Raw genomic sequence first — 20,590 nt, 5'->3', positions numbered from 1 at the left:
TGGGTCTCGAAGTGGGCACGGCGGGGGGCCTTCGAGACCGGTGGGTGATCTTCCGTTGACCTACGACACCACGTCCTTGCGGGCGAAACCGCGGAAGGCCAGCGCGAACAGCACGACGGCGTACGTTACCGAGACGGCGACGCCCTGGATCATGCCGGACCACTCGGGGGTGGGCTGTACGGCGTCGGCCCAGGCGAACTGCCAGTGCGCGGGCAGGAAGTGGCGCCAGTCGCCGAGGGCGGTCACGGCGTCGAGGACGTTGCCGACGATCGTGAGGCCCACCGCGCCGCCGACCGCGCCGAGCGGGGCGTCGGTCTTCGTGGAAAGCCAGAAGGCGAGTCCGGCGGTGACCAGTTGGGAGACGAAGATGTATCCGACGACCACGACCAGGCGCTGCGCGGCCGTCGCCGCGTCCAGCGAGCCGCCGGTGGGGATCGCCAGCGGGCCCCAGCCGTACGCCGCCGTGCCGACCGCCAGCGCCACCACCGGCAGCAGGATCATCGCGGCCAGGCTCAGCCCCAGCCCCACGACCAGCTTCGACCACAGCAGCCGGGCCCGCGGCACCGGCGCCGCCAGCAGATAGCGCAGGGAGGACCAGCCGGCCTCCGAGGCCACCGTGTCCCCGCAGAACAGGGCGACCGGGATGACCAGCAGGAAGCCGGCGGAGACGAACAGGTTCACCGCGGCGAAGTTGGCGCCGGAGGAGGTGGCCGTGTCCATCAGGGTGATCCGGTCGCCGCCGCCGTCCGGCTCACCGCCGATCGCGAAGGCGATCAGCAGGACGAACGGCAGGACGGCCAGGATGGCGCCCATCACCAGGGTGCGGCGGCGCTTGAGCTGGCGGACCAGTTCGACCCGGAGCGGCAGGGTGCGGCCTGCCTGGTAGCCGGAGGCGACCTCGGTGAGCGTGCTCATGCGGCACCTCCGATCAGGGTGAGGAAGGCGTCTTCCAGGCGGCGGTGCGGGCCGACCGACCGGACCGGCACCTCGAGGCGGACGAGTTCGGCGACCAGGTGCTCCGGGCTGCCGTCGGCGTCCAGACGGACCAGCAGTCCGTCGTCGGTCCGTACGGCGGAGGCGATCCCCGCCAGAGCGGCCACCTTCTCCGCCACCGGCTCCTCCACCGGCGTGGCGGTGCCGACCAGCAGCGTGTCGCCGGAGCCGACGATCTCGCCGACCGGGCCCGCCTGCACCAGCTGCCCGCGGTCCATGACCACGAGGTGGGTGCAGGTCTGCTCGACCTCCGAGAGGAGGTGGCTGGAGACGATCACCGTGCGTCCGGCGGCCGCGTACCGGATCATCACCTCGCGCATCTCGCGGATCTGCGGCGGGTCGAGACCGTTGGTCGGCTCGTCGAGGATCAGCAGGTCCGGCAGGCCGAGCATGGCCTGGGCGATGGCCAGGCGCTGGCGCATGCCCTGGGAGTAGGTGCGGACCGCGCGGGCGAGGGCGTCGCCGAGGCCGGCGATCTCCAGCGCCTCGTCCAGGTGGGCGTCCTCGGCGGGGCGGCCGGTGGCGGCCCAGTACAGCTCCAGGTTCTCCCGGCCGGACAGGTGCGGCAGGAAGCCGGCTCCCTCGACGAAGGCGCCGACGCGGGAGAGGACCGGCGCGCCGGGGCGGATGGCGTGTCCGAAGACGCGGATCTCGCCGCCGTCGGGGCGGATCAGGCCCATCAGCATGCGCAGGGTCGTCGTCTTGCCCGCGCCGTTCGGGCCGAGCAGCCCGAGGACCTGGCCCCTCTCCACGGTGAAGGAGAGATCGCGGACGCTGTAGCGGTCGCCGCCCGCGTACTTCTTGCTCAACTCGGTGATCCGGAGCGGGACTTCGGCGAGCTCCGGGTCGGGGGCGGGGGCGGCGGTGCGGCGGCGGGCGGTCAGCAGCAGGGCCGCGGCGACCAGCACACCCGCGATCGGCAGCCACCAGACCCAGGCGGGCAGCGGCGCGGCGGCGCTGGTCACGCCGGGCGCCGTCGGCACCTTCAGGTCGCTCTTCAGGGAGATCGTGTACGTCGCCGGAGACGCCGGTGAGGCGTAGCCGAGGTCCGTGGAGGCGAGGACCAGGCGGAGCCGGTGGCCCTTGTCGATCTCGTGGTCGACGGCGGGGAGCGTGACGGTCACGTCCTTGCCGGACCCGGCGTCCTCGACGCGCAGGGGCGTCACCAGCTGCGAGGGCAGCACCTGCCGGGTGCCGTCGGCGCCGACGTCGTAGACCTTGGCGAAGAGGACGGCGTCCTCGGCGGTCGACTCGACGTGCACGGTGACCGTCGGGGAGCCGGTGATCCGCAGGTCGTCGCGGACGGGGGCCGAGTCGAAGCGGGCGTACTGGCCGGGGAAGTCGAGGGAGACGCCGACGCCCAGGGAGGAGAGCTGGGCGAGGCCGCCGCCGCCGAGTCCGGGCAGGGCCGAGACGGCGGGCGGGCTGGCGCCGGCCGGGTTGGCGACGCGCTGCTCGCCGCCGGTCAGGGCGACGGACCGCTGTCCGCTCTCCAGACCGGGGTAGCTGTCCGCGCTCGCGCCCCGCAGCAGGGCCTCGCCGTCGGTGGAGTCGACACCGCCGGTGCGGGTGACGCGGAAGGCGGGGCCGGTGTCGGTGGCCTCATCGCCCTTCAGGTACCGGTCGAACCAGGAGGTGACGCGGGCCTGGACGCGGTCGCCCTCCAGGTCGCCGCCGTCATGGCCGCCCGCGATCCAGTCGACGTCCACGGGCGCGCCGTTGGCCCTGATCGCCTTGGCAGCCCGGTCGGCCTGGTCGAGCGGGAAGAGGGAGTCGGTCTGGCCCTGCAGCAGCAGCGTGGGGACCTTGATGCGGTCGGCGACGGCCGACGGCGAGCGCTGCTCCAGCAGTTCGCGTGCCGCGGCGTCCGGGGTGCCGGACTCGGCGACCCGGTCGTACATCCGGCACAGCTCGGCCTCGAACTTCGCGCAGCCGCCTCCCGTGTTGAAGAAGATGCCGGCCCAGAGCTTCTTGAAGACGCCGTTCGGGAAGAGGGCGTCGGCGAGGTTCCAGTAGGTGATCGCCGGGGCGATGGCGTCGACGCGGTCGTCGTACCCGGCGGTGAGGAGGCTGATCGCGCCGCCGTAGGAGCCGCCCGCCATGCCGACGCGGGGGTCGCCGCTCTTGTCGAGGCGGACCTGGGGCTGCTTCGCCAGCCAGTCGATCAGCTTCGAGACGTCGGCGACCTCGGCCTCGGGGTCGTTGATGCCGATCCGGCCGGTCGACCCGCCGAAGCCGCGGGCCGACCAGGTCAGGACGGCGTACCCGTCGGCGGCCAGGTCCTCGGCCTGTTCCCGTACGTCGTCCTTGCTGCCGCCGAAGCCGTGGCCCAGCAGGACGGCGGGGCGGCGCTCGTTCCCGGAGGCGGTGAAGTACGAGGTGTCCAGGCGCACGCCGTTGACGGACATGACCCGGTCCGCGCGCCGCACCGGGGGCCCGTCGTCGGAGGCGACGGCCGTCCAGGTGCCGGCGCCGGCGAGCACGACGACGGCGGCCCCGGCGGCCAGCAGTCGCCGGGGCCGCCGGAACGGCCCTCGCAGTCGAAGATCCATGCTTCAACGGTACGGGGTGAACCTGTCGGCGAGTTATCGACCGCAGGCCGAGCCGGGGTACCTCCCAGAGACGTACGCCACCCCTCGCGCATACCGCGTTCGTGGTACGAGGACCGGTGTTCGACGGGGCACCCGATGCGTTGAAGCCGGACGAAACCGTACTCCCCGGTTCCGAGGGCGGCAGACCCTTGAAGGTCCCCCCTCTGCGAACGGAGACGCCCTGTGCGCATCACCGACATCCAGCGCTGCGAGGTCCGGCCCGGACAGCTCGTCGAGTGGACGCTCAGTCCGGCGACCGTCGCGAGAGCGTCGGTGCTGCCGGACGACAGCAGGCCACCGGCGTACATCCAGGAGTCGCACATCAGGACCGCCCGGAGCGTGCGCGAGGACGGCCTGTTCGTGCCGACCTGGCTGGGCACGGCGTTCGACGTCCCGGGCCGGGTCGACCTCGACGCCCTCCAGGACGCCCTGCGCGCCTGGACCCTCCGGCACGAGACGCTGCGCAGCGGCTTCCGGCAGGACGGCGACGAGCTGCGCCGGTTCACGCTCGGCACGGAGGAGGTGTCGCTGCACCGCGAGGTCGTGGGCGACTTCACCGATCCGGCCGCTCTCGTACGGCACCTCCAGAGCCGTTTCGACGTGGCCGCGGACGCGCTGCGCTGGCCGAACCTGATCTACGCGGCGGTCGTGCGGGACGACGGCGCGAGCGTGTACATGGCCTTCGACCACAGCAACGTGGACGCCTACTCCCTCCATCGCATCCCCGCGGAGATCCACGAGCTGTACGCGGCGGGAGTCGCGGGGCGGAGCGTGCCGCAGGCGCCGGTGAGCAGTTACATCGACTTCTGCGAGATCGAGCGGGCGGACGCGGACCGGATCGACGCGGGGCACGAGATCGTCGGCCGCTGGCGGGAGTTCATCGGGCGGTGCGACGGGAGGCTGCCGGGGTTTCCGGTGGATCTGGGCCTGGAGCCCGGGGGGACGCTGCCCACGCAGCGGCTGATGAGCGAGCCGCTCGCGGACGCGGCGGCCGCCGCGGAGTTCGAGGCGTTCTGCCGGCCGTACGGCGGGAGTCTGGTCGGGGTGCTGGCCGCGACGGCGCTGTTCGTCCGGGACATCGGCGAGCGTTCCGTCTACCGGGCGGTGGTGCCCTTCCACACCCGGGTGCGGTCCCAGTGGTCGGAGTCGGTCGGCTGGTACGTCGGCGGCGCGCCGATCGAGGTGCCGCTGGGCGGGGCGCCGGACTTCCCGGCACTGCTGGGGCGCGTGCGCGCCGAACTGCAGGCCAACCGGTCACTGGCGAGGATGCCGCTCGCCCGGGTGCTGGCCCTGCTGGGCCCCGACTTCCGGCCCACGTCGCCCGATCTGTACTCGATCGTCTCGTTCCTCGACAGCCGGTCCATCCCTGGCTCCGAGGGATGGACCGGACTGTCGGCGTACGGGCTGCTGCGGGTGTCGTACGGCGACCAGGTGTGCGTGTGGATCAACCGGCTGCACGAGGGGCTGTGGTTCGCCTGCCGCTACCCCGACACGGACGTCGCGCACAAGAACATGCGGCTCTACGTGGAGCGGTTGCGGGACTCGATCGCGCTAGGGGGTCTCGTCCGACGGAAGTGAGACCAGCCACCGCGTCTCCCGCCGCGGGCGCAGGTACAGCGCCCAGTACAGCGTCGCCGCCGCCGTGATGCCGCCCGTCCAGAGGAGGTACTGCGTCTCCTGCTGGGTCAGGATGTAGGCGAGGACCACGATCAGCAGGACCGGCATCGCGGGCCACAGGGGCATGCGCCAGGCGGCGGTGTGCTTGTGGGAGCCCCGGCGGGCCAGCAGCGCGGCCACCGCGACCAGCAGGTACATGCCGGTCACCGAGACGCCGGTGACGCCGTACAGGGTGTCCAGGTTGACGAAGCAGAGGGCGGCGCCGGGGACGCCCACCGCCAGCGTGGCGACCCAGGGGGAGCCGAAGCGGCCGAGCTTGGCGAAGACGGAGTTGACCGGCTGGGGCCAGGCCTTGTCGCGGGCGGAGGCGAACAGGACCCGGGAGTTCTGGATGACCATGACGATGCCCGCGTTGATGATCGCGAGGGCCACGCAGAGGCTGACGAAGGTGCCGACGGCGGAGTTGGACCAGGCCTCGACCATGCCGCTGATGTCACCGCTGGTCAGCGCGGACAGGTCGGAGGCGCCGAGGGTGATGCCGATGACCGGGACCAGGATGATCACGGCGGAGATGCCGAGCGTGGCCAGGACCGTACGGGCGACGTTCTTGCGCGGGTTCTCCAGTTCCTCGGAGAGGTAGACCGCGGTGGAGAAGCCCTGGGTGACGAAGAGGGCGATGGCGAGCCCGGAGACGATCAGCATGGCCGTCACGGTGTCGACACCGCCGTCGGCGCCCGCCACCTGGAGGGAGACCAGGCTGTCCGGGCCGCGCTCGGCGTGGGCGAAGCCGAGGACCGCGACGACGGCCGCCGCGATGACCTCCAGGACCAGGAAGACCCCGGTGATCCAGGCGTTGGCGCGCAGGTCGAGCAGACCGGCGAGGGTGGCGAGCAGCATGACGCCGGCGCCCGCCATCGAGGGGTCGAGGTCGACGACCGGGGCGAGGTAGTCCGCCGTGCCCATCGCGATGACCGGGGGCACGATCATCACCACCAGCAGGGAGAGCACGAAGACCAGCCAGCCGGCGAGCCGTCCGGCCATCGTGGTGACCATCGCGTACTCGCCGCCCGCGCTGGGGATGAGGGTGCCCAGCTCGGAGTAGCAGAACGCGACCGCGATGCAGAGCAGGGAGCCGATCGCGATGGTGAGGGCGGTGGCGGTGCCGAGCGAGCCGAACAGGTCGGGGACGACCACGAAGAGGGTGGACGCGGGCGTGACGCAGGAGAGCGTGAGCAGAGTGCCGCCGATGACCCCGATCGAACGCTTCAGCTCCGGTGTGGGGGCCGATGCGTCGTCCTCGGTGACGACGGTCTTCTCCAGCGTGTCGGTCATGCGGCGGTTCCGATCGAGTCGTGCGGCGGTGGTGGTGGGGTCGGGAGCGCCTATCGCCTCCGGCGGCATCTGTCGTTCGTCTGTTTCTCGGTTCGCTCCCGGCGCTGCATGGAACACTGACGAAAACCAACACGTCAATGGTTGTTTACCTACGGAATCCGTAGCTCTGAAGGCCTCTGCATCGCGTAAACAGCAGAACGGGTAAGCAGTTCCGCTTCTTGTCGCCGTACGGGAACCGCAACGTGAAGGGTGAAAAAACTGCCGACGTCCGGCATGCGGACGTGTCAGTGGCTGCCGCTAGAGTCCCTATGAGGCACAGCGAAGACACAGCGATGGGGTGGGGGACAAACATGAAGCTGCGGCACAGCACTGCCTGGGTGGGGCTCACGGCGGCTGCCCTGGTGGCGGTCACCGGATGCGGCTCGGGCGGGGCCGAGGAGACGACGGACAAGGCCGCCGAGGCGATCACCGGCACCGACAAGATCATGGCGGCGCTGACCCGCGCCACCAACCGGACCGAGGAACTGGGCTCGGCCGAGGTGAAGATGTCGACCGACCTGGGCACCGGCACGCCGATAGCCATGGACGGCACGTACTCGTGGGGCGACGGCATGGCCTACGACATCCAGATGGACACCAGGGCCGCCCAGATGGAGGCGCTCCAGGACGACCCGACGATCCACTGTCTGCTCGTCGACGGCGTCTACTACTACGACGTCGACCCGCAGGCCTCCGGCCCGATCGCCGGCAAGGAGTGGATCAAGGTCGACTCCTCCGCCGTGTTCGGCGACAGCGGCAGCCAGGCCTACAAGGGCGGCGGCGACGCGGGCAACCCGACGGCCTCCCTGAAGGGCCTGAAGTACGCGAGCGACGTCGAGAACCTCGGCACGGAGACCGTGAACGGCCAGCGCGCGACCCACTACCGGGCCGTGCTCGACGAGGGCGACATGGGTCAGTTCAAGGACGCCTACAGCGGCGAGGACAGCATGATGGGCTCGCTGACCGGTGGCGCCACCACGATGGAGATGGACATCTGGGTGAACGACAAGGACCTGCCCGTCCGCCTGAAGCAGGACATGGGCACCCTGTCGGTCTCCATGGACTTCGCCAAGTTCGGCGCCACGAAGGACATCGACGCCCCGCCGGCCGCGCAGACGGCCGACCTGACCGAGATGATCGAGGAGCAGAACGGCCAGTGAGCCGGCATGGCTGAGCCCGGGCACCTCCGCGAGGTGCCCGGGCTCAGCCGTCCGCTCAGTGGTTGCGCGGGAAGCCCAGGTCGACGCCCGCCGGGGCCTCGGACGGGTCGGGCCAACGGGTCGTGACGACCTTGCCGCGGGTGTAGAAGTGCGTGCCGTCGTTGCCGTAGATGTGGTGGTCGCCGAAGAGCGAGTCCTTCCAGCCGCCGAAGCTGTGGTAGCCGACGGGGACCGGGATCGGGACGTTCACGCCGACCATGCCGGCCTCGATCTCCAGCTGGAAGCGGCGGGCGGCGCCGCCGTCCCGGGTGAAGATCGCGGTGCCGTTGCCGAACGGCGAGGCGTTGATGAGGGCCACGCCCTCCTCGTACGTCTCCGCGCGCAGCACGCACAGCACCGGGCCGAAGATCTCGTCCTGGTAGGCCTTCGCGCTGGTGGGCACCTTGTCGAGGAGCGAGATGCCGATCCAGTGGCCGTCCTCGAAGCCGTCGACCGTGTAGCCGGTGCCGTCCAGGACGACCTCGCAGCCCTCGGCCGCCGCGCCCTCGACGTAGGACGCCACCTTGTCGCGGTGGACCTTGGTGATCAGCGGGCCCATCTCGGAGGTCGGGTCGTTGCCGGGGCCGATCTTGATCTTCTCGGCGCGCTCGCGGATCTTCTCCACCAGCTCGTCGCCGATCGCGCCGACCGCCACGACCGCGGAGATCGCCATGCAGCGCTCGCCCGCGGAGCCGTAGGCGGCGCTGACGGCCGCGTCCGCCGCCGCGTCCAGGTCGGCGTCGGGCAGGACCAGCATGTGGTTCTTGGCGCCGCCCAGGGCCTGCACGCGCTTGCCGTTGGCGGAGGCGGTGGTGTGGATGTAGCGGGCGATCGGGGTCGAGCCGACGAAGGAGACGGCCTTGACGTCCGGGTGCTCCAGCAGGCGGTCGACGGCCACCTTGTCGCCGTGGACGACGTTGAAGACGCCGTCGGGCAGACCGGCCTCGGCCAGCAGCTCGGCGATCTTGATCGACGCCGAGGGGTCCTTCTCGGACGGCTTCAGCACGAAGGTGTTGCCGGTCGCGATGGCGATCGGGAACATCCACATCGGGACCATCGCCGGGAAGTTGAACGGCGTGATGCCCGCGACGACGCCGAGCGGCTGGCGGATCGAGGCCACGTCGACCCGGCTCGCGACCTGCGTCGACAGTTCGCCCTTCAGCTGCACGTTGATGCCGCAGGCGAGGTCGACGATCTCCAGGCCGCGGGCGACCTCGCCGAGGGCGTCGGAGTGCACCTTGCCGTGCTCGGCGGTGATCAGCTCGGCGATGGCGTCCCGGTTGGCGTCCAGCAGCGCCCGGAACTTGAACAGGATGGTGGTGCGCTGGGCCAGCGAGGACTGGCCCCAGGTCAGATAGGCCTCCTTCGCGGCCTGTACGGCGGCGTCGACCTCGTCGACCGAGGCGAACGCGACCTTCGTGGTGACCGCGCCGGTGGCCGGGTCGGTGACCGGCCCGTAGTTGCCCGACGCGCCTTCGGCGGTCTTGCCGCCGATCCAGTGGTTGACGATCTTCGTCATGCCCAGTAACTCCTTCACAAGTGGCGGCGTCGAGCTGAGACGTGCCGGTCGTACTCCTCGCGGGCCCTGACCGCCGACGGGCGGGTCGCGGTCTCGGCCACAGGAACATCCCACCAGGCCTGCGCCTCGGGCGCGCCCGACACTGTGTCTGCCGTTTCGGTCTCCACGTAGACACATGTGGGAATGTCGGCGGCCCGCGCCTCGGCGAGCGCCTCGCGCAGGTCACGTACCGTCTTCGCGCGCAGCACCCGCATGCCGAGGCTGGCCGCGTTGGCGGCGAGGTCGACGGGGAGCGGGGCACCCGTGTAGGTGCCGTCCTCGGCCGGGTAGCGGTAGGCGGTGCCGAACCGCTCGCCGCCCACCGACTCCGAGAGCCCTCCGATGGACGCGTACCCGTGGTTCTGCACGAGCAGCACCTTGATGGCGATGCCTTCCTGCACGGCGGTGACGATCTCGGTCGGCATCATCAGATAGGTGCCGTCCCCGACCAGCGCCCACACCGGCCGGTCCGGGGCGGCGAGTTTCACGCCGATGGCCGCCGGGATCTCGTATCCCATGCAGGAGTAGCCGTACTCCAGGTGGTACTGGTCGGCCGAGCGGGCCCGCCAGAGCTTGTGCAGATCGCCGGGGAGCGAACCGGCCGCGTTGATGATCACGTCCGACTCGTCCACGAGGGCGTCCAGCGCGCCGATGACCTGGGGCTGGGTCGGCCGTACGGCCTCCTCCCCGGCCTCGAAGCAGGCGCCGACGCGGTGCTCCCAGGCCGCCTTGTCCTCGCCGTACTCGGCGACGTAGGCGGCGGGCACCCGGTGGCCGTGGGTGTCCAGGGCCGCCGTGAGTTCCTGGAGGCCGCTGCGGGCGTCCGCGATCAGCGGCATCCCGGCGAGCTTGTGGCCGTCGAAGGGCGCGATGTTGAGGTTGAGGAACCGGACGTCCGGGTTCTGGAAGAGGGTGCCGGAGGCGGTGGTGAAGTCGGTGTACCGGGTGCCGACGCCGATCACGAGGTCCGCGGTGCGGGCCAGCTCGTCGGCGGTCGCGGTGCCGGTGTGGCCGATGCCGCCGACGTCCTGCGGATGGTCGAAGCGCAGGGAGCCCTTGCCGGCCTGGGTGGAGGCGACCGGGATGCCGGTGGTCCGGGCGAACTCCGCCAGCGCCTCCTCCGCCCGGCTGTGGTGGACCCCGCCGCCGGCGACGACGAGGGGCCGCCGGGCGGCGCGGATCGCGGTGACGGCCTCGGCCAGCTCGGTGGGGTCGGCCCCGGGTCGCCGTACGGCCCAGACGCGCTCGGCGAAGAACTCCTCCGGCCAGTCGTACGCCTCGGCCTGCACGTCCTGGGGCAGCGCGAGCGTGACGGCACCGGTCTCCACCGGGTCGGTGAGCACGCGTACGGCCTGGAGGGCGGCCGGGATCAGGGCCTCGGGGCGGGTGACCCGGTCGAAGTACTTCGACACCGGGCGCAGACAGTCGTTGACGCTGACGTCGCCCGCGTACGGCACCTCCAGCTGCTGGAGCACCGGGTCGGCGGGGCGGGTGGCGAAGATGTCGCCGGGCAGCAGCAGGACCGGCAGATGGTTGATGGTGGCGAGGGCGGCGCCGGTGACGAGGTTGGTGGCGCCGGGTCCGATGGAGGTCGTCACGGCGTGCGTGGACAGCCGGTTGGACTGGCGGGCGTAGCCGACGGCCGCGTGCACCATCGACTGCTCGTTGCGGCCCTGGTGGTACGGCATGACATCGGCGGCCTCGACCAGCGCCTGGCCCAGCCCGGCGACGTTCCCGTGGCCGAAGATGCCCCAGGTGGCGCCGATGAGCCGGTGGCGTACGCCGTCGCGCTCGGTGTGCTGGGCGGCCAGGAAGCGCAGGAGCGCCTGTGCGACCGTGAGCCGGATGGTCATCGGTAGCCCTCCGTGTGGTCGGGGTGGAAGCAGATCCGCCACTCCCGGGTCTCCCCCGGGCCCGCCATGACGTTCAGGTAGTACATGTCGTGGCCGGGCTGGGCGATCGACGGGCCGTGCCAGCCGTCCGGGACGAGCACGACATCACCGGATCGGACCTCCGCGAGCACGTCGGAGCCGCCCTCGCGGGACGGGGAGACCCGCTGGTAGCCGAAGCCGTGCGGTCCCTCGATCTCGAAGTAGTAGATCTCCTCCAGCTCCGACTCCTCGCCGGGCCGGTGCTCGTCGTGCTTGTGCGGCGGGTACGAGGACCAGTTGCCGCCGGGGGTGATCACCTCGACGGCGATGAGCCTGTCGCACTCGAAGGCGTCGGCGGAGGCGAAGTTGCGGACGTGCCGCGTGCGGTTTCCGCTGCCGCGCTCCTCCAAGGGGACCTCCGGCGCGGGGCCGTAGCGGGCGGGGAGTCGTCGCTCGCACCTTGCTCCTGCCAAAGCAAAGCGGCCACCCGCGCCGGAGGCGATCTGGACCCGGGCGTCCCGGGGTACGTACGCGAAGTCGGTGACCGACGCGAACACGTCCTCCCGGCCCAGGAGTTGGAACTCGTGCTGTTCTGTTTGCACCGTACATCCACCCTTGAGGGGCAGGACGATCCACTCGCTGTCCCCGGTGGTGAAGGTGTGCGTGCCGCCCGGGGCGAGCTCGACGACGCGCAGACTGGAGTGCGTCCAGCCTGCCCGCTCGGGGTCGATGTCGAGCGCGTAGTGGGCGTCCGCGGTCGAGCCCTCGGGGACGTGGAGCTCGCTGTTCGTCATCCGGCTGTCGGTCATGCGGCCCTCACAGCAGTCCTACGGCGGTGTCCACGGCGGCGGCCACATCGCCGTCCGCCGGGTACAGCAGCGAACGGCCGACCACCAGGCCGCGCACGGTGGGGAGTTGGAGGGCGCCGCGCCACTTCTCGTAGGCCGCGTCCTGGTCGTCCCCGATGTCGCCGCCGAGGAGCACGGCGGGCAGCGTGGATGTCTCCATGACCTGGGCCATGTCGTCCGGGTTGTCCGTGACCGGGACCTTGAGCCAGGTGTACGCCGAACTGCCGCCGAGGCCCGAGGCGATGGCGATGGACCGGGTGACGGCGTCGGCGGAGAGATCGTTGCGGAGTTTCCCGTCGGGGGTGCGACGGCTGATGAACGGCTCGACGAACACCGGGAGTTGCCGGGCCGCCATCTCGTCGACGGCGCGGGCGGTGGACTCCAGGGTGGTGAGCGAGCCCGGGTCGTCGTAGTCGATGCGCAGCAGCAGCTTGCCGGCGTCGAAACCGAGGCGGTGGATGTCCTCGGGGCGGTGGCCGGTGAAGCGGTCGTCGAGTTCGAAGCTCGCGCCCTGGAGGCCGCCTCTGTTCATCGAGCCCATGACCACGCGGTCCTCCAGTGCGCCGAGCAGGAGGAGGTCGTCGAGGATGTCGGCGGTGGCGAGGACTCCGTCGACGCCCGGGCGGGACAGGGCGAGGCAGAGGCGTTCCAGCAGGTCGGCGCGGTTGGCCATGGCGAACTTGCGGTCACCCACACCGAGGGCGCCGCGGGCGGGGTGATCGGCGGCGACGATCATCAGACGGCCGCCGCTGTTGAGCAGGGGGCGCCTGCGGCGCCGCGAGGCGGCCTCCGCGACGGCTTCGGGGTGACGGCTGCGGGTGTCCACCAGCGCCGCGATGTCGATGCTCACTGGACGGCTCCGGCGGAGAGGGCCGCGGACACTTCGTCCGGGGTCGGCATCGCCGAGGAGCATTCCAGGCGGGAGGCCACGATCGCGCCGGCCGCGTTGGCGTGGCGCATGGTGGTTTCCAGGTCCCAGGCGGAGAGCAGGCCGTGGCAGAGGGAGCCGCCGAAGGCGTCGCCCGCGCCCAGGCCGTTCAGGACGGTCACCGGGAGTGGGGGGACCTCCGCCTGGTCGCCGCCGCGGCTCACCGCCAGGACGCCCTTCGGGCCCTGTTTCACCACCGCCAGTTCCACTCCGGCGTCCAGGAGGGCGCGGGCCGCCGCGTGGGGTTCGCGGACTCCCGTGGCCACCTCGACCTCGTCCAGGTTTCCCACGGCCACCGTCGCGTGCTTCAGGGCCTCCCGGTAGAAGGGGCGGGCCTGGGCGGGGTCCCGCCAGAACATGGGGCGCCAGTCCAGGTCGAAGACCGTGATCCCCGACTTCGCGCGATGCGCCAGCGCCGCCAGGGTCGCCGTACGGCTGGGCTCCTCGCTCAGACCGGTGCCGGTGACCCAGAAGATCCGGGCCTCCCGGACGGCGTCGAGGTCGAGGTCGTGGGCGTCGATCTCCAGGTCCGGCGCCTTGGGCTGCCGGTAGAAGTACAACGGGAAGTCGTCCGGCGGGAACACCTCGCAGAACGTCACCGGGGTGGGCAGGCCGGGGACCGGGGTGACCCAGCGGTCGTCGACGCCGAAGTCCCGCAGGGCCTCGTGGAGGTAGGTGCCGAAGGGGTCGTCGCCGGTGCGGGTGATCACGGCGGTGTTCCGGCCCAGGCGGGCGGCGGCGACCGCGACGTTCGCCGCCGAGCCGCCGAGGAACTTGCCGAACGAGGTGACCTGCGGGAGGGGGACGCCGGTCTGCAGCGGATAGAGGTCCACACCGATCCGCCCCATGGTGATCAGGTCGTACGCCATCGCGTTCCCTTCGTATCGGCTCTCCCCGTGTTCTAGCCCTGCGGGCGGAGCGCTGTCAATATTTTGTCCGGACATTCGGACTAGTTCTTGGGTTGGGTTCTGGGGGATTGAGGGTCGCCTATTGGGGTGGCACGTGCTGTTATGGCGCGTGTGCGGGTCGTGGGGGCTGGTCGCGCAGTTCCCCGCGCCCCTTAGGGAGTCGCTGCCCTGGAAGAGGAGGGGCTCGTGCGTGTTCTTCACGGCCATGGGTCCTACGGCTCCTGGGAGTTCGCGCTCGCCCTGCCCCATCCCCGTCTCCGGCCCGGGGTCATCAGTTATCGCGGGTTCCGGCTCGGCTTCGCGCGGCCCCGGCGGCGGCTGGAGACGCCGATCGGGGCGGCCACGCTGGTGCTGTCGTTCGGGGAGTCCGTGCGGATCTCCCGGGGCGGGCGGGAACCCGAGGCGTTCGTGTCCCTGTACTGCGGGCCCACCACCACCCCGGCCGTCGGGGAGCACGCGGGGCGGCTGGCCGGGATCGAGGTGCTGCTCACTCCGTGGGCCGCGTTCACGCTGTTCGGCACACCGCAGTACGAGCTGGCCGACCGTACCGTCGACCCCGACGAACTGCCGCACGCGCTGGCCGGCGGGGTCGGTGAACTCGCCGGCGCGCTCGCCGCGTTGCCCTCCTGGGGCGAGCGGTTCGCGCTGCTGGACGAGGTGTTCACGCGGTGGCAGGCGGCCGGGGTGCCCAGTTCGGGGCGGGTCGTGCGGGCCTGGTCGGAGCTGGTGCGGACCGGTGGGGCGATGCCCGTGCCGCGGCTCGCCGAGGAGGTGGGGTGGAGTCAGCGGCATCTGGAGAACCGGTTCCGGGAGCAGATCGGCCTGGGCCCGAAGGCGGCGGCCCGGGTGCTGCGGCTGCAACGGGCCCGGCGGCTGCTGGCGGCCGGTCGCGGCGCCGCGGAGACCGCGGCTGTCTGCGGCTTCTACGACCAGGCCCATCTGAGCGGTGAGTTCAAGGCGATGACGGGGTGCACGCCCCGGGAGTTCGCCACGGCGCGGCGGCTGCCCGTCGGGGCTCCGGCGGACGACCGGATGGCCGGTGAGGCGACCAGCCTGGTGCTAGACCCCGGCGGCAGTGCGGTTTTTTCCAAGACCTGAGCGGATCTCCCCCGGCACGCTGAGCGCCTGGCCTCGAGCCCGAGAGCCGAGGTTGGCGGGGGAACCGGCGGGCCGGACCCGACGCAGCGGGTCCGGCCCGCCCTGCCATGGTCCCCACGGCATCGTCAACGCGCCGCGCCCACGCGCCCGCGCACGCCTTTGCGGCACCTCTGTCACAAACGCCCCTCTTGTGTCACACATGTCGCGCCTACGCGGGTCTTGCGTCACACCCGGCGCACAGCCCCTGCCCTCCGGTCACAGAGCGTCGTTGACCGGGCACAGGCTTGGTGATCGCCAGCGCAGCGCCCGGTACCCCCGACGGCCGTTCCCGGCCGGCGCCGCGGCGCGCGCGGGGAGGTGCAACCGATGACGGACCGTCGGCTCTGGTCGTACAAGGAGATCGCGGCGCACATCAAGGTGCAGCCGGACACCGTGCGGTCGTACCGCAAGCACGGGCTGCTGCCGCCGCCCGACCACGTGGAGGGCGGCAAGCCCTTCTGGTACGCCGACACCGTCCGGGCCTGGGTCGCCTCACGCCCGGGCAACCGCGGCCGGAGAGAGGACTAGGCACGGTCCGTCGGGGTGCCCCGGGCGTGCGGGCACCCCGTTCAGGTCCAGGGCGCGATGACCGTGACTCCCGATCCGGGTGCCGTGCCCATCGCCGCGAGCGCGGCCGGGGTCTCGGCCAGCGTGATGGTCCGGGTGACCAGGAGGTCGGGGCGCAGCACTCCGGACGCGACCAGCTCCAGCATCGGCGGATAGGTGTGCGCGGCCATGCCGTGGCTGCCGAGGATCTCCAGCTCCCAGCCGATGGCGCGGGCCATGGGCACGGGGGTCGTGCCGTCGGGCGAGGGCAGCAGCCCCACCTGGACGTGCCGGCCGCGGCGGCGCAGTCCGTTCACCGAGGCCGCGCAGGTGGCGGGTGAGCCGAGGGCGTCGAGGGAGAGGTGGGCGCCGCCGCCGGTCAGCTCGCGGACCGCCTCGGCGGGGTCCGGCACGCTCGTCGCGTCCACACAGCTCACCGCGCCGAACTCGCGGGCCAGGTCCAGGGCCCCGGGCGACACGTCGACCGCGACCACGCGGGCCCCCGCGGCCGCCGCGATCATCACCGCCGACAGGCCCACCCCACCGCAGCCGTGCACCGCGACCCACTCCCCCGCGGCGAGCCGGCCCTGCTGCACGACCGCCCGGAACGCGGTGGCGAACCGGCAGCCGAGCGCCGCCGCGGTGGCGTAGGACAGTCCGTCGGGGATCGCGACCAGGTTCACATCGGCGTGGTCCAGGGCCACGTACTGGGCGAAGGAGCCCCAGTGGGTGAAGCCGGGCTGGGTCTGCCGCTCGCACACCTGCTGGTCGCCCGCCGCGCAGGCGGCGCAGCTTCCGCAGGCGCAGACGAAGGGGACGGTGACCCGGTCGCCGGGGCGCCGGCGGGTGACCCGGGAGCCGGTCTCCGTCACGACACCGGCGAGTTCATGGCCGGGGACGTGCGGGAGCGTGATGTCGGGGTCGTGTCCCTGCCAGCCGTGCCAGTCGCTGCGGCACAGGCCGGTGGCCTCGACCCGTACGACGACTCCGTGCTCGGCCGGCCGGGGGTCGCTCACCTCGCGTACGTCGGCGGGTTCGCCGTACTGCTCGAAGACCACGGCTCGCACGGGGGCTCCCTTCCTTCCACGCGAAGGCTGGAAGCCGGCCTCGGGTCACCAGGACTCCCCCTCCCCCGCGAGTTCCTTGCGCTCTTCCCCCTCCCCGCGCAGCCTCAACCCCACCAGCGGGAACACCAGGACCGACACCATCGCCGCCCCCACCAGTGCCGCCGCCTCGTCCGTGCGCATCGTGCCCTCGTCGACGCCGATCGTCGTGATCGCCACGACCAGCGGGAGGGCCGTGGCGGCGAACAGCGTCAGGGCCTTGCGGTCCCGGCGGGTCAGGTCGGGCGGGGCCAGGGCGTACACCGGCAGGCCGCGGACCAGCAGGAACAGGGCCAGGAAGAGTGGCAGGAGCAGCAGTGCCCGGCCGCCCGAGAGCAGGGCGGACAGGTCGAACTCGATGCCTGTGACGACGTAGAAGACGGGGACCAGGAAGCCGAAGCCCATCGCCTCGACCTTCTCCATGACCGGTTCCGCGCTCTCGGGTGCCGAGCCGTGCAGGATCAGCCGCGCGATCACGCCTGCCGCGAAGGCGCCGAGGAGGGTGTCCAGGCCCAGCACCTCGGCCAGGCCGAGCATGGCCGCCAGCAGCAGCACCACCATCCGTACGGCGAACTGGCCGCTGGTGTGCAGGGTCACCTCGACCACCCGGGAGAACCACGGTGGGCGCGGGCGCGTCGCCCACCACACCGCGACCGCCGTCAGCAGCGCGAACGCGGCCAGTACCGCCGTCGAGCGGCCCGGTGAACGGCCGCTCAGGAGAAGGGCGATGGCGATGATCGGGCCGAACTCCCCCACCGCGCCGAAGGCCGTCATCACCGTGCCGAACCGGGACCGCAGGTCCCCGGCGTCCCGCAGGAGCGGCAGGACGGTGCCGAGGGCGGTGCTGGTCAGGGCCGTGCCGATGTAGACGCCCCGGTCGAAGCCGGCGATGAGGGTGGCCAGGCCCAGGCCGACCGCCAGCGCGATCAGCCAGGCCGCCACGGAGCGCTTCAGGGGCTCCCCGCAGACCTTGTCGAACTCGATCTCGTAACCGGCGAGGAAGATCAGCATCGCCAGGCCGAGGTCGGCGAGGGTGTCGATGACCTCGCCGTCCCCCGCCCAGCCCAGGACGTCCGGGCCGACCAGGATGCCGAGGGCGATCTCGAAGATGACGAGCGGGACCGGCAGCCGGCGACTCACCCCGTGCGCGAGCAGCGGTGCCAGCACCGCGATGGACATGATCAGGATGAGCGTCCCGGACTGCGACATAAGGGGTACCTACCATAGGGTTCCGGCGAATCAGCCCAATTCGCCCTGCCTGTCCGCGACTCCCGAGGGAACCCGCCACACCGGAACGTGTCGACCGGGCCGCGGCGACCCTTCTTGGAGGAGTACCCCATAGGGGTATACGGTGGGTGGTATGGGGTCCTCGCTGACCCCGTGAGCCCCAACTGCCTCCACGAGGAGAACACCATGAGCGTCAGCGCCGTCTACAAGGTCAGCGGGATGAGCTGCGGACACTGCGAGGGCGCCGTCTCCGGCGAGATCTCCGAACTCCCCGGCGTCAGCTCCGTCAAGGCCGTCGCCTCCACCGGCGAGGTCACCGTCATCTCCGAGGCCGCCCTCGACGAGGACGCCGTGCGCGCCGCCGTCGACGAGGCCGGCTTCGAGCTCGTCGGCACCCTCTGACCTCGGGGAGCCCCGGCCCATGTCCGCCACCGTCCAGGCCCCGACAACGCCCGGCTCCGAAGTCGAGCTGCTCATCGGCGGGATGACCTGCGCCTCCTGCGCCGCCCGGGTCGAGAAGAAGCTCAACCGGATGGAGGGGGTCAGCGCCACGGTCAACTTCGCCACCGAGAAGGCGAAGGTCACCTACGTCGAAGGCGTCGAGGTCGCGGACCTGATCGCGACGGTGGTGAAGACCGGTTACACGGCCGAGGAGCCCCAGCCGGTCGCTCCGGTCGCGGACGAAGCCCCGGAAGAAGCCCCGGCGGACCCCGAACTGGCCGACTACCGGCAGCGCTTCACGGTCTCCGCCCTGCTCGCCGCGCCCGTGGTGCTGCTCTCGATGGTTCCCGCGCTTCAGTTCGACAACTGGCAGTGGCTGGCCCTCACCCTCGCCGCCCCGGTCGTCGTCTGGGGCGGCCTGCCCTTCCACCGGGCCGCCTGGACCAACGCCCGGCACGGCGCCGCGACCATGGACACCCTGGTCTCGGTCGGCACGCTGGCCGCGTTCGGCTGGTCGCTGTGGGCGCTGTTCCTCGGCGACGCGGGCATGCCCGGCATGCGGGAGAGCTTCCGCCTCACCGTCGGCGGGATGGACGGCGCCTCGGCGATCTACCTCGAAGTGGCCTCCGGGGTCGTCGCCTTCATCCTGCTCGGCCGCTGTCTGGAGGCCCGCGCCAAGCGGCGCGCGGGGGCGGCGCTGAGGGCGCTGATGGAACTCGGCGCCAAGGACGTGGCGGTCCTCCGGGACGGGCGCGAGCAGCGGATCCCGGTGGCGGAACTGGCGGTCGGGGACCGGTTCGTCGTACGGCCCGGGGAGAAGATCGCCACCGACGGCACCGTCGTCGAGGGCACCTCGGCGGTGGACGCCTCGATGCTCACCGGCGAGTCCGTACCGGCGGACGTGGCGGCCGGCGACGCCGTCACCGGCGCGACCGTCAACGCCGGCGGCCGGCTGGTCGTCGAGGCCGCACGGGTCGGCGCCGACACACAGCTGGCGCGGATGGCGCGGCTCGTGGAGGACGCGCAGAACGGCAAGGCCGAGGTGCAGCGGCTCGCCGACCGGATCTCCGCGGTGTTCGTGCCGGTGGTCCTCTTCCTCGCGGTCGCCACCTTCGGCGGCTGGCTGGGCGCGACCGGAGACACCGTGGACGCGTTCACCGCGGCCGTCGCCGTCCTGATCATCGCCTGCCCGTGCGCCCTGGGCCTCGCCACGCCCACCGCGCTGATGGTCGGCACCGGGCGCGGCGCCCAGCTCGGCATCCTGATCAAGGGCCCGGAGGTACTGGAGTCCACCCGCCGGGTCGACACCGTCGTCCTCGACAAGACCGGCACGGTGACGACGGGCCGGATGACCCTGCACGAGGTGTACGTCGCCGAGGGCACCGACGAGCGGCAGGCGCTGCGCCTCGCGGGCGCCCTGGAGCACGCCTCCGAGCACCCGGTCGCCCGTGCCGTCGCCGCGGGCGCCGAGGGGAGGGTCGGGGCGCTTCCCGCGGCCGAGCACTTCGAGAACGTCCCCGGGCGGGGCGTACGCGGGCTCGTGGAGGGCCATGAGGTCGCCGTGGGGCGCCTGTTCCCCGCCCTGCCCGAGGAGCTGGCCCGCGCCCGCGACAAGGCCGAGCGGGACGGACGTACGGCCGTCGTCGTCGGCTGGGACGGAGCGGCGCGGGCCGTGCTGGCGGTCGCCGACACGGTCAAGGAGACCAGCGCCGAGGCCGTACGGCGGCTGCGCGCGCTGGGGCTCACGCCGGTGCTGCTGACCGGGGACAACCGGGCGGTGGCCGAGGCGGTGGCGAAGAGCGTCGGGATCGAGCAGGTGATCGCGGAGGTGCTGCCCGAGGAGAAGGTCGCGGCGGTACGGCGGCTGCAGGGCGAGGGACGGACGGTCGCCATGGTCGGGGACGGCGTGAACGACGCGGCGGCGCTCGCCACGGCGGACCTGGGTCTGGCGATGGGGACCGGGACGGACGCGGCGATCGAGGCCGGGGATCTGACGCTGGTACGCGGGGACCTGCGGGTCGCCGCGGACGCGATCCGGCTGTCCCGGCGGACCCTGGCGACGATCAAGGGCAATCTCGTCTGGGCGTTCGGCTACAACGTGGCCGCGCTGCCACTGGCCGCGGCCGGCCTGCTGAACCCGATGATCGCGGGGGCGGCGATGGCCTTCTCCTCGGTGTTCGTGGTGACGAACAGCCTGCGACTGCGGACTTTCCGTTAGGGGCCCCTCTGGAGTCAGGCGCGAGCCTCACATA

At 72.1% G+C, this 20,590-nt stretch carries 16 protein-coding genes; 6 read left to right on the top strand and 10 right to left on the bottom strand.

The genetic code is table 11. The features are described 5' to 3' along the window. Positions 1–60: 60 nt before the first annotated feature. Together AC068Z_RS22180 and AC068Z_RS22175 are read right to left on the bottom strand one after the other, a co-directional pair. A complete protein-coding gene (locus AC068Z_RS22180) occupies positions 61–915 on the bottom strand; it encodes an ABC transporter permease (protein ID WP_478558046.1) in 855 nt (284 codons plus the stop codon). Next, the gene (locus AC068Z_RS22175) at positions 912–3,545 is read right to left on the bottom strand and encodes an alpha/beta fold hydrolase (protein WP_478558043.1); all 2,634 of its coding nucleotides are present in this window, start codon (positions 3,543–3,545) and stop codon (positions 912–914) included. Before AC068Z_RS22175 ends, AC068Z_RS22180 begins: the two co-directional genes overlap by 4 nt. Positions 3,546–3,767: 222 nt before the next feature. On the opposite strand from AC068Z_RS22175, the gene AC068Z_RS22170 reads away from it, so the two are divergent. Beyond that, positions 3,768–5,162: a condensation domain-containing protein gene (locus tag AC068Z_RS22170; protein WP_478558040.1), complete on the top strand. Its 1,395-nt coding sequence runs from the start codon at positions 3,768–3,770 to the stop codon at positions 5,160–5,162. Here AC068Z_RS22170 and AC068Z_RS22165 read toward each other — a convergent pair. Further along, positions 5,136–6,533, bottom strand: coding sequence for an APC family permease (locus AC068Z_RS22165; protein ID WP_478558037.1), 1,398 nt, complete (start codon positions 6,531–6,533; stop codon positions 5,136–5,138). The two genes, AC068Z_RS22170 and AC068Z_RS22165, sit on opposite strands and share 27 nt — an antisense overlap. Before the next feature lie 350 nt (positions 6,534–6,883). Here AC068Z_RS22165 and AC068Z_RS22160 point away from each other — a divergent pair, with 350 nt between their 5' ends. Further along, entirely contained in the window at positions 6,884–7,732 is an 849-nt protein-coding gene (locus AC068Z_RS22160) for an SCO4651 family lipoprotein (RefSeq protein WP_478558034.1), read from the top strand. A gap of 55 nt (positions 7,733–7,787) precedes the next feature. On the opposite strand, the gene mmsA is transcribed toward AC068Z_RS22160, so the two are convergent. The 5 genes from mmsA to iolC are packed head-to-tail and all read right to left on the bottom strand — an operon-like array spanning position 7,788 to position 13,845. Next, entirely contained in the window at positions 7,788–9,290 is a 1,503-nt protein-coding gene (gene mmsA, locus AC068Z_RS22155) for a CoA-acylating methylmalonate-semialdehyde dehydrogenase (protein ID WP_478558031.1), read from the bottom strand. A gap of 14 nt (positions 9,291–9,304) precedes the next feature. Then, the gene (gene iolD, locus AC068Z_RS22150; RefSeq protein WP_478558028.1) at positions 9,305–11,182 is read right to left on the bottom strand and encodes a 3D-(3,5/4)-trihydroxycyclohexane-1,2-dione acylhydrolase (decyclizing); all 1,878 of its coding nucleotides are present in this window, start codon (positions 11,180–11,182) and stop codon (positions 9,305–9,307) included. Beyond that, positions 11,179–11,994, bottom strand: a complete 816-nt coding sequence (gene iolB / locus AC068Z_RS22145; RefSeq protein WP_478558637.1) for a 5-deoxy-glucuronate isomerase — start codon at positions 11,992–11,994, stop codon at positions 11,179–11,181. The genes iolD and iolB overlap by 4 nt, the downstream gene beginning before the upstream one ends. A 22-nt stretch (positions 11,995–12,016) precedes the next feature. Beyond that, positions 12,017–12,898, bottom strand: coding sequence for a Cgl0159 family (beta/alpha)8-fold protein (locus AC068Z_RS22140; RefSeq protein WP_478558025.1), 882 nt, complete (start codon positions 12,896–12,898; stop codon positions 12,017–12,019). Then, positions 12,895–13,845, bottom strand: coding sequence for a 5-dehydro-2-deoxygluconokinase (iolC, locus tag AC068Z_RS22135; protein ID WP_478558022.1), 951 nt, complete (start codon positions 13,843–13,845; stop codon positions 12,895–12,897). The genes AC068Z_RS22140 and iolC overlap by 4 nt, the downstream gene beginning before the upstream one ends. A 225-nt stretch (positions 13,846–14,070) precedes the next feature. Between iolC and AC068Z_RS22130 the strand changes: the two genes are divergently transcribed. Together AC068Z_RS22130 and AC068Z_RS22125 are read left to right on the top strand one after the other, a co-directional pair. Beyond that, a complete protein-coding gene (locus tag AC068Z_RS22130) occupies positions 14,071–14,982 on the top strand; it encodes a helix-turn-helix domain-containing protein (RefSeq protein WP_478558019.1) in 912 nt (303 codons plus the stop codon). Positions 14,983–15,348: 366 nt separating this feature from the next. Beyond that, on the top strand, positions 15,349–15,549 hold the full coding sequence (locus AC068Z_RS22125; RefSeq protein WP_266514799.1) for a helix-turn-helix transcriptional regulator: 201 nt from the start codon (positions 15,349–15,351) through the stop codon (positions 15,547–15,549). Between the two features lie 41 nt (positions 15,550–15,590). On the opposite strand, the gene AC068Z_RS22120 is transcribed toward AC068Z_RS22125, so the two are convergent. Beyond that, complete coding sequence (locus AC068Z_RS22120) at positions 15,591–16,634, bottom strand: zinc-dependent alcohol dehydrogenase family protein (RefSeq protein WP_478558012.1); 1,044 nt, start codon at positions 16,632–16,634, stop codon at positions 15,591–15,593. A gap of 45 nt (positions 16,635–16,679) precedes the next feature. Then, on the bottom strand, positions 16,680–17,879 hold the full coding sequence (locus AC068Z_RS22115; RefSeq protein ID WP_478558009.1) for a cation:proton antiporter: 1,200 nt from the start codon (positions 17,877–17,879) through the stop codon (positions 16,680–16,682). Between the two features lie 204 nt (positions 17,880–18,083). On the opposite strand from AC068Z_RS22115, the gene AC068Z_RS22110 reads away from it, so the two are divergent. Both AC068Z_RS22110 and AC068Z_RS22105 read left to right on the top strand, forming a co-directional pair. Beyond that, the gene (locus AC068Z_RS22110; RefSeq protein WP_478558006.1) at positions 18,084–18,299 is read left to right on the top strand and encodes a heavy-metal-associated domain-containing protein; all 216 of its coding nucleotides are present in this window, start codon (positions 18,084–18,086) and stop codon (positions 18,297–18,299) included. A 19-nt stretch (positions 18,300–18,318) separates the two neighbouring features. After that, complete coding sequence (locus tag AC068Z_RS22105; protein ID WP_478558003.1) at positions 18,319–20,556, top strand: heavy metal translocating P-type ATPase; 2,238 nt, start codon at positions 18,319–18,321, stop codon at positions 20,554–20,556. The last annotated feature ends 34 nt before the right edge of the window (positions 20,557–20,590 follow it).

It is taken from the genome of Streptomyces sp. NPDC043726 (assembly GCF_056436565.1).
The sequence above is the reverse complement of the archived record's forward strand: the minus strand, read 5'-3'. Positions and strand labels throughout refer to the sequence as shown.

Bases quoted from the DNA above. Each gene is read 5' to 3' on its own strand.
- AC068Z_RS22180 (WP_478558046.1), bottom strand. From the start codon at position 915: ATGAGCACGCTCACCGAGGTCGCCTCCGGCTACCAGGCAGGCCGCACC.
- AC068Z_RS22175 (WP_478558043.1), bottom strand. From the start codon at position 3,545: ATGGATCTTCGACTGCGAGGGCCGTTCCGGCGGCCCCGGCGACTGCTG.
- AC068Z_RS22165 (WP_478558037.1), bottom strand. From the start codon at position 6,533: ATGACCGACACGCTGGAGAAGACCGTCGTCACCGAGGACGACGCATCG.
- AC068Z_RS22160 (WP_478558034.1), top strand. From the start codon at position 6,884: ATGAAGCTGCGGCACAGCACTGCCTGGGTGGGGCTCACGGCGGCTGCC.
- mmsA (WP_478558031.1), bottom strand. From the start codon at position 9,290: ATGACGAAGATCGTCAACCACTGGATCGGCGGCAAGACCGCCGAAGGC.
- iolD (WP_478558028.1), bottom strand. From the start codon at position 11,182: ATGACCATCCGGCTCACGGTCGCACAGGCGCTCCTGCGCTTCCTGGCC.
- iolB (WP_478558637.1), bottom strand. From the start codon at position 11,994: ATGACGAACAGCGAGCTCCACGTCCCCGAGGGCTCGACCGCGGACGCC.
- iolC (WP_478558022.1), bottom strand. From the start codon at position 13,845: ATGGCGTACGACCTGATCACCATGGGGCGGATCGGTGTGGACCTCTAT.
- AC068Z_RS22125 (WP_266514799.1), top strand. From the start codon at position 15,349: ATGACGGACCGTCGGCTCTGGTCGTACAAGGAGATCGCGGCGCACATC.
- AC068Z_RS22115 (WP_478558009.1), bottom strand. From the start codon at position 17,879: ATGTCGCAGTCCGGGACGCTCATCCTGATCATGTCCATCGCGGTGCTG.
- AC068Z_RS22110 (WP_478558006.1), top strand. From the start codon at position 18,084: ATGAGCGTCAGCGCCGTCTACAAGGTCAGCGGGATGAGCTGCGGACAC.
- AC068Z_RS22105 (WP_478558003.1), top strand. From the start codon at position 18,319: ATGTCCGCCACCGTCCAGGCCCCGACAACGCCCGGCTCCGAAGTCGAG.